A 14644-nucleotide genomic window follows, 5' to 3' on the forward strand; every position below is an offset into this window, starting at 1 on the left:
TTTTCTGAAACAGAACGTGGCTTTTGACAAGCAAAGCCGCGTCACTTGAAACAATGTGTAGCTTCTGACAAGCAGAACTGCGTCATTTGAAATGATGTGTGGCGTTTGGCAAGCGGGACCACATTACTTGAAACGATAGGTGGCCTTTGGCAAGCAGGGACAGATTGCAGCTGGGCAGAGCACCACAGCAAGCCCAAAGCGACACCGCACGCGGAACACCAGAGCGCCCCACCGCCGCACACAAAGCCACGACACAAAAAAGCCCGCCAGTTTCCCAGCGGGCGGAAAGGGCAAAACCCAGATATGCACAAATGCGACGCGAAAGCTTAGCGCTTGGAGAACTGCGGACGCTTACGAGCCTTCTTCAGACCGTACTTCTTGCGCTCGACAGCGCGTGCATCACGGGTGAGGAAGCCAGCCTTCTTGAGGTCAGCGCGGTACTCACCAGCAGAAAGCAGAGCACGAGCAATGCCCAAGCGAATTGCGCCAGACTGACCATTGATGCCGCCGCCATCACAATTGGCAAAAACATCAAAGTGGTCAACGGTATCAGTCACACGGAAAGGTGCCAAAGCATTGTCAACGAGCTGCTGACGACCAAAGTAGTTGAGGGCATCGCGGCCATTGACCACGACCTTGCCAGTGCCGGGTACGAGACGCACGCGAGCGGTGGCCTCCTTACGACGGCCAGTGCCGGTGTAGACGACAGTATCTGCCATGGCTAGGCCCTCCAATCAATCTGCGTGGGATTCTGAGCGGTGTGAGGATGCTCGGGGCCAGCATAGACCTTGAGCTTCATGCCCTGCTGACGACCCAATTTGGTCTTGGGAAGCATGCCCTTGACAGCGTGCTCAACAACACGCTCAGGATGCTTTTCCATAGCTTCCTTAAAAGACTCAAAATGCATTCCGCCCAGCCAGCCAGAGTAGCGCCAGTAGCGCTTTGCATCTGCCTTGTTGCCGGACAAAACAACCTTGTCAGCGTTGATAACGACAACAAAGTCACCCGTGTCAGCATTAGGGGTGTACTGCGGCTTATTCTTGCCGCGAAGCGCCATAGCCGCCGTCGTTGCGAGGCGACCGAGCGTTGCGCCATCAGCGTCGATGAGCAACCACTTGCGCTCAATCTCGCCTTTGTTGGCGTAATGAGTCGACTTGTTCACTTGACTCCTCCACTTACCTACTAAAATGCGCCAGCTCCTGGACGAACAGACGCTTGCTTTTTCTTCTCAGAGGTTACGGGGCTCTGCAAAGAAGCGTTCTCAAGTATAGCGCGAAAAAATGCCCATGTGCAGGGCTTTTTTTCATACACAACTTATACAAGCAAACCCCCACTAGACAATCTAGCGGGGGCCACAGCTACAAAATGTCCGGCTTAAAACCCAGGAGGACAAGAAAAACCATCTGTTCCTGCAGCTTTACTTACTTAAGCAAAGCCAGTGCCTCGCTATCGGCAACAATCGTACAGTCAGGATGCATCTGCAAAGCAGAGGCAGGCACTTCAGGCGTCACGGGACCACGCACAGTATCGTAAATTGCCTGTGCCTTCTTGGGACCATTAGCAATCAGCAGAACGCGACGAGCACGCATGATGGTGCCAACACCCATGGTGTATGCCTGACGAGGTACGTCTTCAATATGATCAAAGAGACGGCTATTTGCCTCAATAGTCGACTCAGTAAGATCAATGCATTGGGTACCAGCAGCAAAGGCGGCGGCGGGCTCGTTAAAACCAATATGACCGTTATTACCAATGCCTAGCAGCTGCAGATCGACATATCCAGCAGCTTCAACCAACGCATCATAACTCGAGCATGCTTCTTCAGCGTTGGGGTTGGAGCCATCGGGTACGTGGGTTGCCTCAATATCAATATTGATGTGTGAGAAGAGATGCTCGTTCATAAAGTAGTGGTAACTCTGAGGATCATCGTGAGACAGACCACGATACTCATCAAGGTTGTACGAGCTTACCCGAGAGAAATCCAAATAGCCCTGCTTGTACCAATCAATAAGCTGATTGTACGCACCAATAGGAGTGGTACCCGTAGCCAAGCCCAAAGCACAATTGGGCTTGAGCAGTACCTGTGCACCAATAATGGCTGCAGCCTTGCGGCTCATATCCTCATAGTCTTTTGCCTCAATGATGCGCATACGGCATCTCCTTTCGCGGAAACCCAATGAAACTCATTTTTAAGCCGAGCAAAACGTTCGTTCACTCAAATCTTTCGCAACAATACTGGATTACACCTTACTCATCAATTGCAGCGCAAAACCACTTGGTAAGAGAAGTGGGATGGGTAATGCCCGTACCCACAACAACTGCCCACGCGCCCGCACTCATAGCAGCAGCAGCATCAGCTGGTGTGTGGACATGCCCTTCACAAATCACAGGCATGCCTGGGAATTCTTCAACCGCCTGACGCAAAATTGGCAAATCGGGGCCTTCCGCCATTGTGGTATTGATAGCGGCCTTGTTGTGCGAAAGGGTTGTCGAAACCAAATCACAACCAGCAGCAACTGCGCGACGAATATCTTCGATTGTCATGCAGTCAGCCATCACCAGCGTCTCGCACTGCGCGCGCAAATCAGCAACCGTCTGTTCAAAGCTGCGGCCATCCGGACGAGGGCGATCCGTCGCGTCGATTGCAACCACATCAGCACCTGCATTTACACAAGCAATAGCATGGCGCAGAGTTGGTGTGATATAGACACCCTCATGGCCTTCTTTCCAAAGACCAATAACGGGAACGTCCACTCGACCCTTGATAGCAGCAATATCAGACAATCCCTGACAGCGAATAGCTGTGGCTCCTCCCAGCTCGCACGCACGCGCCATCTGAGCCATAGTTTCGGGATGACGCAAGGGCTCACCAGGATAAGCCTGCACGCTAACGATGAGTTTGCCCTTCAGATTTTGGATGAGCTGTGGCACTGCCATGAAGCTTCCCCCTACTCACTAATCTCTGCGTAACCTGAGTGCAAGAAGTTTTCTGCCGCACCGATAATCGGAGCATCTCCACCGAGATCACCGCTGACAATCGCTGTCTTTTGGACGGGCGGCATTGCTTGTCCCATAAACGCCTGATGCATGGCATCAGACCAGTCGGGACCGCACTGTGCTACCGAGCCAGACAATATGACGCAGGCAGGGTCAAGCATATTGCACATGCTACCAAGTACCTCACCTAATGCTCTGCCCGCGCGCTCTTCTGCTCCTTTGGCGGCACTATCCCCATCCACAGCCAGCCGATCAATTTCAGCACCATCCATGGGACTGCCATCTGCCTGAGTATCACTGCCACCAAGGCGAATAAATTCCTCAATAATGCCAGGACCTGCAGCAATAGGCTCAAGATGACCAGTTGCTCCGCAAGAACAGGGAACACCTGCCGCTGCAATGCAGGCTACATGTCCGATGTGTCCTGCTTCATCGTGAGCACCAAGCATGATGGTGCCACGTTCTACATAGGCGCCACCAATGCCAGTACCGACAGCTACCACCAAACAGCTCGACATTCCACGACCACCGCCGCGGCGCGCCTCACCTAGAGCATGAGCATGTACATCATTCAAAACGCGGCAAGGCAGACCCGAGGCAGCGCTAACTTCTGCTCCCAGATGCGTACCACCCCACCCAGGCATAAGATCATTTGCAAAGGTAATGTCCCCGTTGCGAGGATTAACCACACCTGCGCTGGAAATACCCACGCCAACAGGTTCGACACCCAGCTCACAAGCACGCGTTTGAGCAGCTTTGACCTGTTCGATGACTGTAGCCAAGACGTGCTCGCCACCGCATTTGGCCTCAGTGGGAACTTTTTCGATTGCCTCAACGCGGACTGAATCCTCGCTCAGCAATACAATCCCACACGCAATCTTGGTACCACCAATATCAACGCCTACAACTGCAGTTTCTTTTGGCATATGTCAACCTCCTTAGAGCAGACCGTTATCCGCAAGTACCGTGCGAATAGCCTCTACATTGGCACCCTCAAGCCGCTTTACCGGGCGAAGCATTTGATTGGTAGCAAAAATACCCATGAGCTGCAGCGCAGTCTTAAATGCGCCAACGCCACCCGCATAGCCCTGAACACCTGAAGTGACATCAAAAATGTGGCTAATTTCGTTTAGCTTGTCCTGCTCGGCCTTAACTGTTGCCCATTCCCCTACCTCAGCAGCTTTCCACATGCGGACGTAGCCCGTAGGCTCTACATTAGCAAGACCAGGCACCGAGCCATCAGCACCAGAAAGATATGCGCCATCAACTACAATTTCGTGGCCTGTCAGCAGTGACAGAGGATGTCCTGCTTTCTCATTTGCTTGGCAGAGATAGCGGAAGGAAATGTCATCGCCAGAGGAGTCCTTGACACCAGCAAGCACGCCCTCCTCACCCAAACGAACGAGCATCTTCCAATCAAGCTTGGTGTGTACGCATACAGGAATGTCATAAGCAAAAATCGGCAAATCGAGCGCCTCGTGTAGGGCACGAAAATGCGCTTCATTCTCGGCTTGCCCACCCAAGGCATAGAACGGCGCTGTAGCCACCAGAGCATCTACGCCCAGCTCCTGAGCGCGCTTGCCCTGCTCAATTACGCGCTCGGTCTCAGTATCAATGATGCCAAGCAAAACGGGAACGCGGTGGTCAACAATCCGTACAGCTTCGCGCGCAATTTCGTCACGACGCTCGTCCGTAGCAAAAGCAACTTCACCCGACGAGCCCAAGAAGAACAAACCATCAACACCCGCATCAATCATGCGGTTGATGCTACGCTCGAAAGACTCAACATCAAGCTGACGATCATCAGTATCGGGAACAACCACAGGAGGTACAACACCACGAAGTTTGAAATCTGACATTGTCTTTCCTTTCCCATGTTGGAAGTACTTCTTCTCTGCATGTAAACCTACAGATGCATAAAAGCTAAAAGTTTATTTTCGAAGTCATTGACGCGCTCATGGGCATATTTTGGATAATCCACGCAGGTCACATTCCCCACAAGAGCAGACACCACCTCCTTGGTAGCAGATGGCAATGCCTCCGTATCCATCAAGCAACGCCCCACCAATGTCTGCGTGGTCACAAGCGCTGCAAATGAACGCGTATCTACATAACTCAGTGTGTTAAACAACATTTCCGCAGTTGCGCCGCTTGGGTCAGCTTCGCGAAAATATCGCCGTAATCCCACAGTCAAATCCCCATCAGCATCGCTCTCCCACAGACGTTGCCAGTTTGCCGCAGAAGGGTTGAGTGCTGCGCATTTAAGTAGCGTTACTGGACTCAAAATTATCGAACTTAAAGCAGCAGCGTCTACAGCGAGCGCTCCGCCCAAGCCTTCACCCCAAAGCATGAGTCCCGAACGAGCACAAAATGTCTGATTCGCCGCAATACTTACAGCAGTTAGCGCATCTTCGATAATCTGGGCCAACTCCAAAGCATCAGGACTATTTTGCCAACCACGAGTAACATCACCTGACCATGAGCGCATCTCTGGCGCAAATACCGAATACCCCAGGGACACAAAACGAGAAAGGTGAAACCAGCCTCGCTGTGGTCGACCTACATCATGAAAAACCACCACACAAGGTCCTTGTGACAGCTGCTTTGGTTGGAGATAGCGTGCGCGCAGTTCTGCTCCATCGCTTGCAAGATAGCTCAGATACTCGCATCTAAGCTTTGAACTGCTTTTTATGACATCCGCGGGATGGCGCTGCACGTTTTGATCAAGCGGAACTCGACTTGCCCGCACACGCCAGTACTCTTCAAAATCGCGGGGAGCATTCATTATACGTTTGCACCTCCCCTTATGCCTACAAGACCCAACTGATAAAAATCATTAATCAAATCATCGTAAGCTTGGATTTCCTCATGACCAAAAGATGGAAACGTTACATGAGTCTTGGGGCAGTTGAGTGCATTATAGACGGCATATTGCGTAGGCAGAGGACAAACCGTATCGGAAAGGCCAGACCCAAACAGCACTTCGCAGCGCACCAAATGAGCAAAGCTCAGCGTATCGATATAGGCAAGTTTGCCAAAGATCTCGTCTTGACGGGTGCCATCTGGATCAAACCAACGCGAGTAATAACGCAGTCCCTCATAAGCAATTTCATCTCGACCCAGCTCAAAGACCCGACGAAAATCCGACAAGAAGGGATACAAAATAGAGGCACGTGTAATCAAATCGGAATTAAGCGCACAGCACGCAATGCCCATTCCGCCGCCTTGGGATGCGCCATTCACAAAGACACGAGCAAAATCGATACCCGGTAACTGACGCACAATCCGACAAAGTATGCGCACGTCTTGGTAAAGACGCACGTAGTAGCTGTCTTTCATATCTCCATCAATGCCTGCAATGAGATGCCCTGAAACCGTTGTACCTTTAAATCCACCAATATCTTCGCTTTTGCCACCCTGTCCAGGGTTATCCATAGCGAGCACCGCATATCCCAAGCCCGCAAAAGAGGCCTGTTCAAACCAGCTGCGTGTAGCTCCTGGATAGCCATGAAACTGCAATACTAGAGGCACCCGCGTATCTGTAACTGGCAAGACGTACTTTGCATATAGCCGCGCTTCGCCCATCCCATAAAACCACAAATCAAAGAAATGGCAGCTATCATACTGGGGCACCTCATCTGCAGGCGAGATGCCATAGCGTAGCGGCATGGCATCGGCCTCAGCCATCCTCTCCGCCCAAAACTCATCAAAGTCAGGCGGCAGCACGGTAGCGCCATGTGCTTTTTTGAGTTCTGCAAGCTGAGATGCAGTTACAGGCACAAGCCACCTCCAGATATACCAGACCAATGAGCGGAGACGCGGCATCTCGTATGAGACGCCGCGTCAAAGACAATCAAGTATTTATCTTCCCAATTTGGGGTGGAGCAATGAAGGCGCAGCGGCAAGAAGAGTCCTTGTGTACTCATCTGACGGGTTATGGAACACCTCATCCGAAGGTCCAAATTCAACAACCTTGCCCTTGTTCATGACGGCAATATCATCGGAGACATAGTGCACCGAAGAAATATCGTGAGAGATAAAGACCATTGCTAGACCCAAATCGCGTTTAAGGTCAGTCAATAGGTTCAAAATCTGTGCACGCACCGACACATCCAGGGCAGAAGTAGGCTCATCAGCGATGATTGCATCGGGTCCCAGCGAAAGCGCACGAGCAATAGCCACACGCTGACGTTGGCCACCTGAGAGCTGACCCGGCAAAGCCTCAAGACTACTTGAGGGCAAGCCGACCATATCCAACAATTCGCGCACACGTTTTTCTTGCTCGGGAGCACTGCCAATGTGATGTACCAACAATGGATCCATTAGCTGGTCATGCACAGTCATGCGAGCATTAAGCGCAGTGGCAGGATTTTGGAAGACCACCGAAATGACGCGGCCAATCTTCATACGATCCTCGGCAGAGCGTTTTGTCACGTCTACGCCTTTAAACCATACTTTACCCTCAGTAGGCGTCTGTAGACCACACATAACATTGGCGGTCGTGGACTTGCCACAGCCAGACTCGCCGACAATACCAATCGTACGCCCTGGCATCAAGCGCAGCGTGACACCTTTCACCGCCTGCACCAAATTAGGATGCAGAATGGGACCTGTACGTGTACGGAAAGTCACCTTGATGTCATCAAGAAAGATGATAGGGGTAACACCATCTACCGTGCCATCAGGCGCAGTGTTCTGAATGGTTTCGCTCATTACTCAACACCTCCCTTGACTTGCTGTGCATGTGGTACAAGACCAGCAGCAATCATGTCCTCATCGGGAATTTCGTTATACACATGGTTGGGCTGACCCGCTTCAGTCTTGAGGATAGGCCTGATATCCAAACCAAGCTCAGGATGACTCGAGCGCGGAGCAAAACGATCGCCTGTGGGGAAGTCCTTGGGCGAAGGCACGGTTCCCGGCACCTGATGCAACCTGCCACTTGCTGCCTCGATGGAAAGGACCGAGCCGAGCAAACCACGGGTGTATTCGTGAATCGGATTGGCAAGCAATTCGCTCGTGGGGGCCTGCTCGACAACCTGACCGGCATACATAACCGTAATGTAGTTAGCAACCTCAGCAACCAAGGCCAAGTCGTGACTGACAAAGAGCATGGCAAAGCCAAGCTTCTCGCGTAGCTCATTCAAAAGCTTGATGACCTGCTTTTGCACCGTAACGTCAAGCGCAGTTGTGGGCTCATCGCAAATTACCAAGCGTGGATCACGCGTCAGAGCCATAGCGATAAGCACGCGCTGGCACTGACCACCGGACAACTCATGCGGATAACTTTCAAGCGTGCGTTTGGGATCAAGACCAACAAGCTCAAGAAGCTCTTCAGCCGAGCGCGTGCCACCACGATCGGTGAGCTGCTTCATCTGAGCTCGGATAAGCATTGACGGGTTGAGTGAGGACAATGCGTCCTGAGGCACCATAGCAATTTCGTGGCCACGCAGGGCTTCGCGTTCCTTGTCGCTCAGATCCAATAGATTGCGACCATCGTAAAGAATCTCACCCGAAACCGTTGCGCGCGGATCAAGCAGACCCATCACCGTAAGAGCTGTGATGGATTTGCCACAACCAGACTCGCCCACCAGACCCATGGTCTGACCAGGACGAACGGCATAGCTTACGTGGTCAACCACATTGACATCACCATGGCGTGGGAAGCGAATGCAAAGATCCTTGACCTCAAGCAAAGGCTTCACACTGTAGTCAGGCTTATGACGATCGGTACGCTGAAGCTCTACATCATGCAATGCAGCAAGCGAGGCGTCAAGAGCGGGAGCCTGAGCTTTATAAGCAGAGACAGGATCGGCAAGAACACGGTCCTTTTCACGAGTGGATTCGTTGTTTGCATCAACACTAGCTGTAGGAGCTGCAACGATTGCGTCAGTGATGCCCTCAGCCAAGATATTGAGGGCAAGCGAGGTCAGCATAATTGCCAAGCCAGGATAGAGTGCCTGCCACCAACGACCTGCTAAAACGCCTCCACGTGCGTTAGACAAAATGTTGCCCCAGGTAGGAGTTGGCTCAACAATACCAGCGCCGATAAAGGTAAGCGATGCCTCAAAAACAATAGCATCTGCAACCAGTGTCACCGTAAATACCATGATAGGAGCAATGCAGTTGCGCAGGACATGCTTCCACAAAATCCAAGGTGCGCGAGCGCCCGACACCACGACTGCTCGTACATAGTCTTCACCATACTCAGAGATGATATTTGCACGCACAATGCGAGCAATCTGTGGCGTATACATCAGACCAATGGACGCAATAATTGCCGGCACACTATTGCCCAACACTGAAACCAAAACAGCGGCAAGAGCAATGCCTGGGATGGACATAATAATGTCCAAGATACGCATGATGACTTCAGAGATCCATTTGCGCGTAACTGCAGCAAGCGCGCCAAGGATTGAGCCCAGTACAAGAGCAAATGCTACCGAACCAAAGCCAATAACAAGCGAGTAGCGACCACCATACATGAGGCGAGATAGTACATCGCGTCCCTTGTCATCAGTACCAAAGAGGAACTGACCAGAAGGAGCGGTTCGTGCAGAGAAAATCTCCGTCGGATTGTGCGGTGCAAGCACGCTGGCTAGGATAGAAATTACTGCAACAATCGCAAGGAGAATCAAAGCGACTTTCGAAGGAGTAGCGAGACGTTTCCAGCCACCAAGTCTCGGCTTGCGGCCAGCCAACGCCTCCAGCTTTTCTGTCTGTTCTTTTCTACTCATGGCTACACCGACCTAATGCGCGGGTTGATTAGCAGGTAGAGCATGTCAACCACAATGTTGATAACGATAAAGGCGATGGCGACCACGGTAGTGACGCCTTGTACCAGCGTAGGAATGTTGCCCTGAACACCTGCGAGTAGCGTCATGCCCATTCCTGGCAAATTGAATACAACCTCAATAACAACAGCACCGCCCATGAGGTAACCAATCTTCATGCCCAGGGTAGTAACTGGAGTAATCAAAGCATTGCGCAAAACATTGCGACTAATGATGGTGGCATAGGGAATACCCGCTGCACGAGCAGTACGCACGTAATCGCGATCAAGCTCCTCAACCATAGACGTACGCACAATACGAATCATCTGACCAATAAGCGGAGTTGCCAGCGCAACAGCAGGAAGCAACATACGTCCCCAGTAGCCCGCTGTACCAAAGGGTGGCAAAGGACCAGAAACGGGTAGCTTGCCTAGGAACATCAAGATGAGCATGACGCCCAACCAAAATGAGGGTGTAGCCAATGCCGCAATTGAAAAAACACGCAACAGTTGGTCGGGCCATTTATCTCTATAGAGTGCTGCAATCACGCCTAAGATGAACGAGATGATTGCACCAATAATCAAACCAATAAAAGTGAGCTGCAAAGTGACTGGCAAAGCCAAGGCAATACGCTCAGCAACCGATGCTCTATTGACACCATAAGTGCCCAAATCACCATGCAAAAAATTGTTCATGTAGCGGCCATAACGCACCAGCAAAGGATCATCAAGTCCATACTGCTCGTGGTATGCCTGCACTTGCTCTGTGGTAGCACTTTCTCCAAGAGCCGCATATGCCTCATCTACCGGCGAGAATGACATAAGGAAAAAAACAAGGAACGACACGCCAATAATCATTATGGGAAATGCAATAAGACGTCTACCAATGAGACGCAGGAGGTTGTTCATGAGGCCCCTTTCTGTCCGCGTCCGCTCTCGTCTCCCCCGCGAGAGAATGCAAAAACCTTTGGGGTTCTTGCGAAAAAAGGGCACCAGCCGCAGAGGCTGGCACCCTTTCTCTGTCAGCGTATATACGCCGGAAGCTTATGCTCCGGTGGTAGCTGCGCCGAGGAAGTCCATGCCAGGAATGGGGATACCGGCAAAGTCGGCAATCTTCTCGGCCTGATAAGCGGTGGAAACCTTGCGGTGCAGGAGAGGATACAGAGGTACATACTCAGAAATCTTGTCGAAGCACTCGTTCCAAATCTTCTGCTGGGCGTCTGCGTCGACTTCCTGACGTGCCTTGTCCATGAGGTCGTTGACCTCCTTGAACTGATCGGGGTTGCCCGTCTGCCAGAAAGTACGGGTCTTGGTAAAGGCGCCATCGGCATAGAACCAGCACATAAGCAGGTCAGGATCATTACCAAAGCAAGAGGGGTCACCAGGAGCCAACAGGAAGTCGCCCCAACCCTCAGCACTGACGAGGTCAGCGTAGATGGCCGAAGACTGCTGGGTATTGATGGTGGTCTTAAAGCCAATAGCATCAAGGTCTTCCTTGACCTGTGCAGCCATAGCGACAATCCAGCCATGGTCGGTGGTGTTCAGAGTGACATCGCCAGGGGTCACGCCCGCATCAGCCAAAAGCTTCTTTGCTTTCTCGGGGTCATAGGTATAGACATTTGCTGCCTTGTTGTAGTTGGCAAAAGTCTCGGGGATGTAGCAACTAGCTGCAGTTGCCTGATTGAGCAGAACGTTCTCAATCATCTTGGGAACGTTAAGAGCGTAGAGGATAGCCTGGCGAGCAACGTTGTTCTTCCAAGGATCCTTAGCGCAGTCAAATGCCAAGAAGGGCAGAGAGAAGCCCTGGATGGAGTCAACCTTGAGGCCAGCGCCCGTGAGCTGATCGATGGAGTCGGCAGGGACATTCTCCATAACCATCGTAGTACCATCCATGGCCGCAGTTACACGAGCGGTATCGTCGACCATAGAAGTGTAGGTGAGCTTCTCATCCTTTGCGGGGAACTTACCGTTGTAATACTCGTTGGGAACCAAGGTAACAGTAAGACCATCAGCGCTGATTTCGTCAAACTTCCAAGGACCCGTGCAAATCGGCTTTGCAGTAGCGTCATCGTCGCTCATGGACGTGGGAATAACGCCAAAGACCGCTAGGCGCTGCTTGATAAGGCCAAACGGATAAGCAAGTTTGACGGTGACTGTCTTGTCGTCCTTGACCTCCAGTGCAGAGAAGGGAGTAAGGAAGGACTGATAGATATTGCCCTCAGCACTTGCACGCTTAAAGGAGGAGACAACGTCTTCTGCCTTGACATCAGTACCATCGGAGAACTTTGCACCGTCGCGCAGGGTAATTTCATACGTAGTATCGTCAACCTTGACGGGGTCATCAGCTGCAAGCTGGTTGTAGACCGAGAAGTCATGGAAGTCAAAGCCGTACAGGCCTTCCATCACGTTGATGTTGACACCCATGCAAAATGCAGAGGAAGTCGTATCAGGGTGGAAGTTGTTACCTGCGTAGCCAGAGCCACCAGTGATGGTGCCGCCACCCTTGCCAGCAGGTGCAGCTGCACTACCAGAACCAGAAGGAGCAGGCTGACCACCGCATGCTGCGAGACCGAGCATAGCTGCTACCGCACCGGACGTACCAATAAACTGCCTACGAGAGATGGTTGACATGCATACCCCTTTCGAATGGGCTTACCCGACGACTATCGTCGATGACTGAACGAGCGCTTTTTGCGCACGCATTTGTCCTAATGATGCAAACAACTTTGATGTCACCTCGAGTGGATTTCGGCAGACGGTCATAATCTGCCATGAACGGAATACAAGCTCATCAACTGGTACTATTATTGGATACCGCTTTTATATTACCTAGCAAAATACTAGGTTGATTCAACCAGCTCTTCACTTATTCATTTTTATAAATTTTTTTAATTATTTTCGACAGGATGTAGAAACTCATCAATCTCAGCAAGGCGCGCCTCTGTCTGACGACGACCCTGAAGATAGAGGTCGAGCAAGGGCGCTCCATCATGCTCATTGACAGAAACTTCTACAGGCTTATCGGGAGCGATAACAAGGATCCGCCCTTCTTCCTCAAGCTGCCACAAACGCTTGCGCTGCTCGTTATAGCGGGTATGACGTGTACGAAGAGCCTCAAGATAGTAGGGGTAGTCATCGTAGAGGTGTGAGCGGATGGCAATGCGTTGTGATGAGGAAGTTTTTTGATACGTGCGGTCTCGAGTCAGTACAACAATTGCACGATCTGCAGGAATATAACCCTCGGGCAATATGCCCGCTGCACTATCAAGTCCAAGCGCTGCTTCAAAGGCAACCGAATCACTCGTACCGCCATCAAGATAGCGATGACCACCAAACTCCACCATACGAGAAACCACGGGCAATGATGCAGAAGCGCGCACTGCCAAAAGGTCTTCTTTACTGCGTACAGATAGGTAGGCAGCCGTACCAAACACTACATCAGTTGCCACTGCATAAAGTTCAATAGGATTATCAAAAAATTCATCATAATCGCAAGGATCGAGCTTGTTTTGAACCTCATCGTAGATGAACTCGCCGCTAGCCAAATCGCCCGTTTTTGCCAAAGACATAAAGGACATGAAACGGCGGTCATCGCGGAAGGCAAGCATGATACGCATGGTGCGCCCAATCTGGCGACTCTTTACATTGACAGCATTCATTGCACCAGCAGATGTGCCCCACACGCTGGCATACTCCCCGCCAAGTCCCCGTTCCATCAACACATCAATGACGCCTGCAGTAAAAATTCCGCGGTACCCTCCGCCCTCAAGCACCAAAGCGGTGCGATTTTGCGTATCCATATTGGCTCCTGTCTACATATATGCTCACTTGGGTAGAATAAACCACGTCAAAGCGTTATGCTGCGATGGTACTTTGAAATCCGCATGGTGGCCCTGTGCCCCTTTTTAACTGGTGCGCAACTGCGTGCCAGCGGCTTATTTTTTGGGGGCGACTGGTTTCGACAGGGTAATTCTGAGATGGGCAGCAGGTCGTGGTCTCCTCGCCACGTAAAACAGGGGTACAGTCAAAATTGAATTGACGACAACGTTCTTTCTTTTGAGCCTTCCATGGCTCTCGCCGCTTAATTAAGCCTGGCGCGTCTATCCGGGGAATACTCCCGCCCCCGGTGTGACGTCATCTAGGGAGATGCGCTTGTGGACGTAGTCGGTATGCCGCAGGCAAAGACCGAACCGACTGGGATACTGCGCGCTGGTCAGCGTGTGTACAGCATCCAAGATTAAATCGCTGACTGAACCTGGAGACACCTGTCAGGGAGTTGCTTTGGACCGGAGTTCGATTCTCCGCGCCTCCACCATGACGTTTTCGGCTCCTATCAGTGTTTTCGCTGGTAGGAGCCTTGTTTTATGTAATTCATATGTGTAGGAATTGTGTACAATCCGCATAGAAACGCATGCGTTTGGCAGATAAATGGCAGATGAAAGAGACACCAGCACATGTAAGTTTCGTTATTTGGAATACGGGTGGGATACAAACCACAAACACAAACCACAGATGGTTCAAGTTTCGAGGTAAACAAGCGTAAAGCCCAGTTGGCGGACCTTTAAAAGTCGAAACTTGAACCATCTATCACTATGCAGCTCGAAAAACGCTCCCACAATCTCAGTCTCTACTCCTAAACAACTTACGGTCCCCGTTTTTGCGATAAAACCGCACACATAAGACAAAGGCTACCTTTCGAACCCCAATATATACTATTTACCAAAGACGGCTCGAAAGCGTTGCTCTGCTTCAACAAAAATGCTGCCTACTCTTTTGTGGGTACTTATTGAACCGGATGTAGCTAAGAGGGTGCTTCTTGAACCCACTGTATAACGTTTATTGCAGACGGTTCAAAACCGTACCTTACACGCCACA

The 14644-nt window shown here is 51.3% G+C and carries 13 protein-coding genes and 1 other RNA gene; 1 reads left to right on the top strand and 13 read right to left on the bottom strand.

The annotated features are described in order from the left end of the window. Nucleotides 1–326 precede the first annotated feature (326 nt). The 13 genes from rpsI to HMPREF9069_RS06870 all read right to left on the bottom strand — a co-directional run bounded on the left by rpsI (nt 327) and on the right by HMPREF9069_RS06870 (nt 13569). Entirely contained in the window at nt 327–719 is a 393-nt protein-coding gene (rpsI, locus tag HMPREF9069_RS06810) for a 30S ribosomal protein S9 (protein ID WP_021626478.1), read from the bottom strand. A 2-nt stretch (nt 720–721) separates the two neighbouring features. Beyond that, entirely contained in the window at nt 722–1162 is a 441-nt protein-coding gene (rplM, locus tag HMPREF9069_RS06815) for a 50S ribosomal protein L13 (RefSeq protein ID WP_021626479.1), read from the bottom strand. Between the two features lie 259 nt (nt 1163–1421). Beyond that, nucleotides 1422–2150, bottom strand: coding sequence for a glucosamine-6-phosphate deaminase (gene nagB / locus HMPREF9069_RS06820; protein ID WP_021626481.1), 729 nt, complete (start codon nt 2148–2150; stop codon nt 1422–1424). Between the two features lie 97 nt (nt 2151–2247). After that, the gene (locus HMPREF9069_RS06825; protein WP_021626482.1) at nt 2248–2937 is read right to left on the bottom strand and encodes an N-acetylmannosamine-6-phosphate 2-epimerase; all 690 of its coding nucleotides are present in this window, start codon (nt 2935–2937) and stop codon (nt 2248–2250) included. 11 nt (nt 2938–2948) lie between these two features. Continuing rightward, nucleotides 2949–3923, bottom strand: coding sequence for an ROK family protein (locus tag HMPREF9069_RS06830; protein WP_021626483.1), 975 nt, complete (start codon nt 3921–3923; stop codon nt 2949–2951). A 12-nt stretch (nt 3924–3935) separates the two neighbouring features. Beyond that, on the bottom strand, nt 3936–4856 hold the full coding sequence (locus HMPREF9069_RS06835; protein ID WP_021626484.1) for a dihydrodipicolinate synthase family protein: 921 nt from the start codon (nt 4854–4856) through the stop codon (nt 3936–3938). Nucleotides 4857–4903: 47 nt separating this feature from the next. Next, nucleotides 4904–5782 (bottom strand): acetylxylan esterase, encoded by an 879-nt coding sequence (locus HMPREF9069_RS06840; RefSeq protein ID WP_021626485.1) that lies wholly within the window; start codon nt 5780–5782, stop codon nt 4904–4906. Continuing rightward, the gene (locus tag HMPREF9069_RS06845) at nt 5782–6777 is read right to left on the bottom strand and encodes an acetylxylan esterase (RefSeq protein WP_035438749.1); all 996 of its coding nucleotides are present in this window, start codon (nt 6775–6777) and stop codon (nt 5782–5784) included. The genes HMPREF9069_RS06840 and HMPREF9069_RS06845 overlap by 1 nt, the downstream gene beginning before the upstream one ends. A gap of 81 nt (nt 6778–6858) precedes the next feature. Next, nucleotides 6859–7710 (bottom strand): ABC transporter ATP-binding protein, encoded by an 852-nt coding sequence (locus HMPREF9069_RS06850; protein ID WP_021626487.1) that lies wholly within the window; start codon nt 7708–7710, stop codon nt 6859–6861. Continuing rightward, on the bottom strand, nt 7710–9734 hold the full coding sequence (locus HMPREF9069_RS06855; protein ID WP_021626488.1) for a dipeptide/oligopeptide/nickel ABC transporter permease/ATP-binding protein: 2025 nt from the start codon (nt 9732–9734) through the stop codon (nt 7710–7712). The genes HMPREF9069_RS06850 and HMPREF9069_RS06855 overlap by 1 nt, the downstream gene beginning before the upstream one ends. A gap of 2 nt (nt 9735–9736) precedes the next feature. Next, the gene (locus tag HMPREF9069_RS06860; RefSeq protein WP_021626489.1) at nt 9737–10678 is read right to left on the bottom strand and encodes an ABC transporter permease; all 942 of its coding nucleotides are present in this window, start codon (nt 10676–10678) and stop codon (nt 9737–9739) included. A 135-nt stretch (nt 10679–10813) separates the two neighbouring features. After that, nucleotides 10814–12400 (bottom strand): ABC transporter substrate-binding protein, encoded by a 1587-nt coding sequence (locus HMPREF9069_RS06865; protein WP_021626490.1) that lies wholly within the window; start codon nt 12398–12400, stop codon nt 10814–10816. A gap of 257 nt (nt 12401–12657) precedes the next feature. Continuing rightward, nucleotides 12658–13569: a patatin-like phospholipase family protein gene (locus tag HMPREF9069_RS06870; protein ID WP_021626492.1), complete on the bottom strand. Its 912-nt coding sequence runs from the start codon at nt 13567–13569 to the stop codon at nt 12658–12660. 144 nt (nt 13570–13713) lie between these two features. On the opposite strand from HMPREF9069_RS06870, the gene ssrA reads away from it, so the two are divergent. Then, nucleotides 13714–14084: a transfer-messenger RNA gene (ssrA, locus tag HMPREF9069_RS09055) on the top strand. Nucleotides 14085–14644 lie beyond the last annotated feature (560 nt).

The sequence above is a fragment of the Atopobium sp. oral taxon 810 str. F0209 genome (assembly GCF_000466405.1).
Classification (GTDB): domain Bacteria; phylum Actinomycetota; class Coriobacteriia; order Coriobacteriales; family Atopobiaceae; genus Olegusella.

Coding starts and splice junctions, on each gene's coding strand:
- rpsI (WP_021626478.1), bottom strand. CDS start 719: ATGGCAGATACTGTCGTCTACACCGGCACTGGCCGTCGTAAGGAGGCC.
- nagB (WP_021626481.1), bottom strand. CDS start 2,150: ATGCGCATCATTGAGGCAAAAGACTATGAGGATATGAGCCGCAAGGCT.
- HMPREF9069_RS06825 (WP_021626482.1), bottom strand. CDS start 2,937: ATGGCAGTGCCACAGCTCATCCAAAATCTGAAGGGCAAACTCATCGTT.
- HMPREF9069_RS06830 (WP_021626483.1), bottom strand. CDS start 3,923: ATGCCAAAAGAAACTGCAGTTGTAGGCGTTGATATTGGTGGTACCAAG.
- HMPREF9069_RS06835 (WP_021626484.1), bottom strand. CDS start 4,856: ATGTCAGATTTCAAACTTCGTGGTGTTGTACCTCCTGTGGTTGTTCCC.
- HMPREF9069_RS06840 (WP_021626485.1), bottom strand. CDS start 5,782: ATGAATGCTCCCCGCGATTTTGAAGAGTACTGGCGTGTGCGGGCAAGT.
- HMPREF9069_RS06850 (WP_021626487.1), bottom strand. CDS start 7,710: ATGAGCGAAACCATTCAGAACACTGCGCCTGATGGCACGGTAGATGGT.
- HMPREF9069_RS06855 (WP_021626488.1), bottom strand. CDS start 9,734: ATGAGTAGAAAAGAACAGACAGAAAAGCTGGAGGCGTTGGCTGGCCGC.
- HMPREF9069_RS06860 (WP_021626489.1), bottom strand. CDS start 10,678: ATGAACAACCTCCTGCGTCTCATTGGTAGACGTCTTATTGCATTTCCC.
- HMPREF9069_RS06865 (WP_021626490.1), bottom strand. CDS start 12,400: ATGTCAACCATCTCTCGTAGGCAGTTTATTGGTACGTCCGGTGCGGTA.
- HMPREF9069_RS06870 (WP_021626492.1), bottom strand. CDS start 13,569: ATGGATACGCAAAATCGCACCGCTTTGGTGCTTGAGGGCGGAGGGTAC.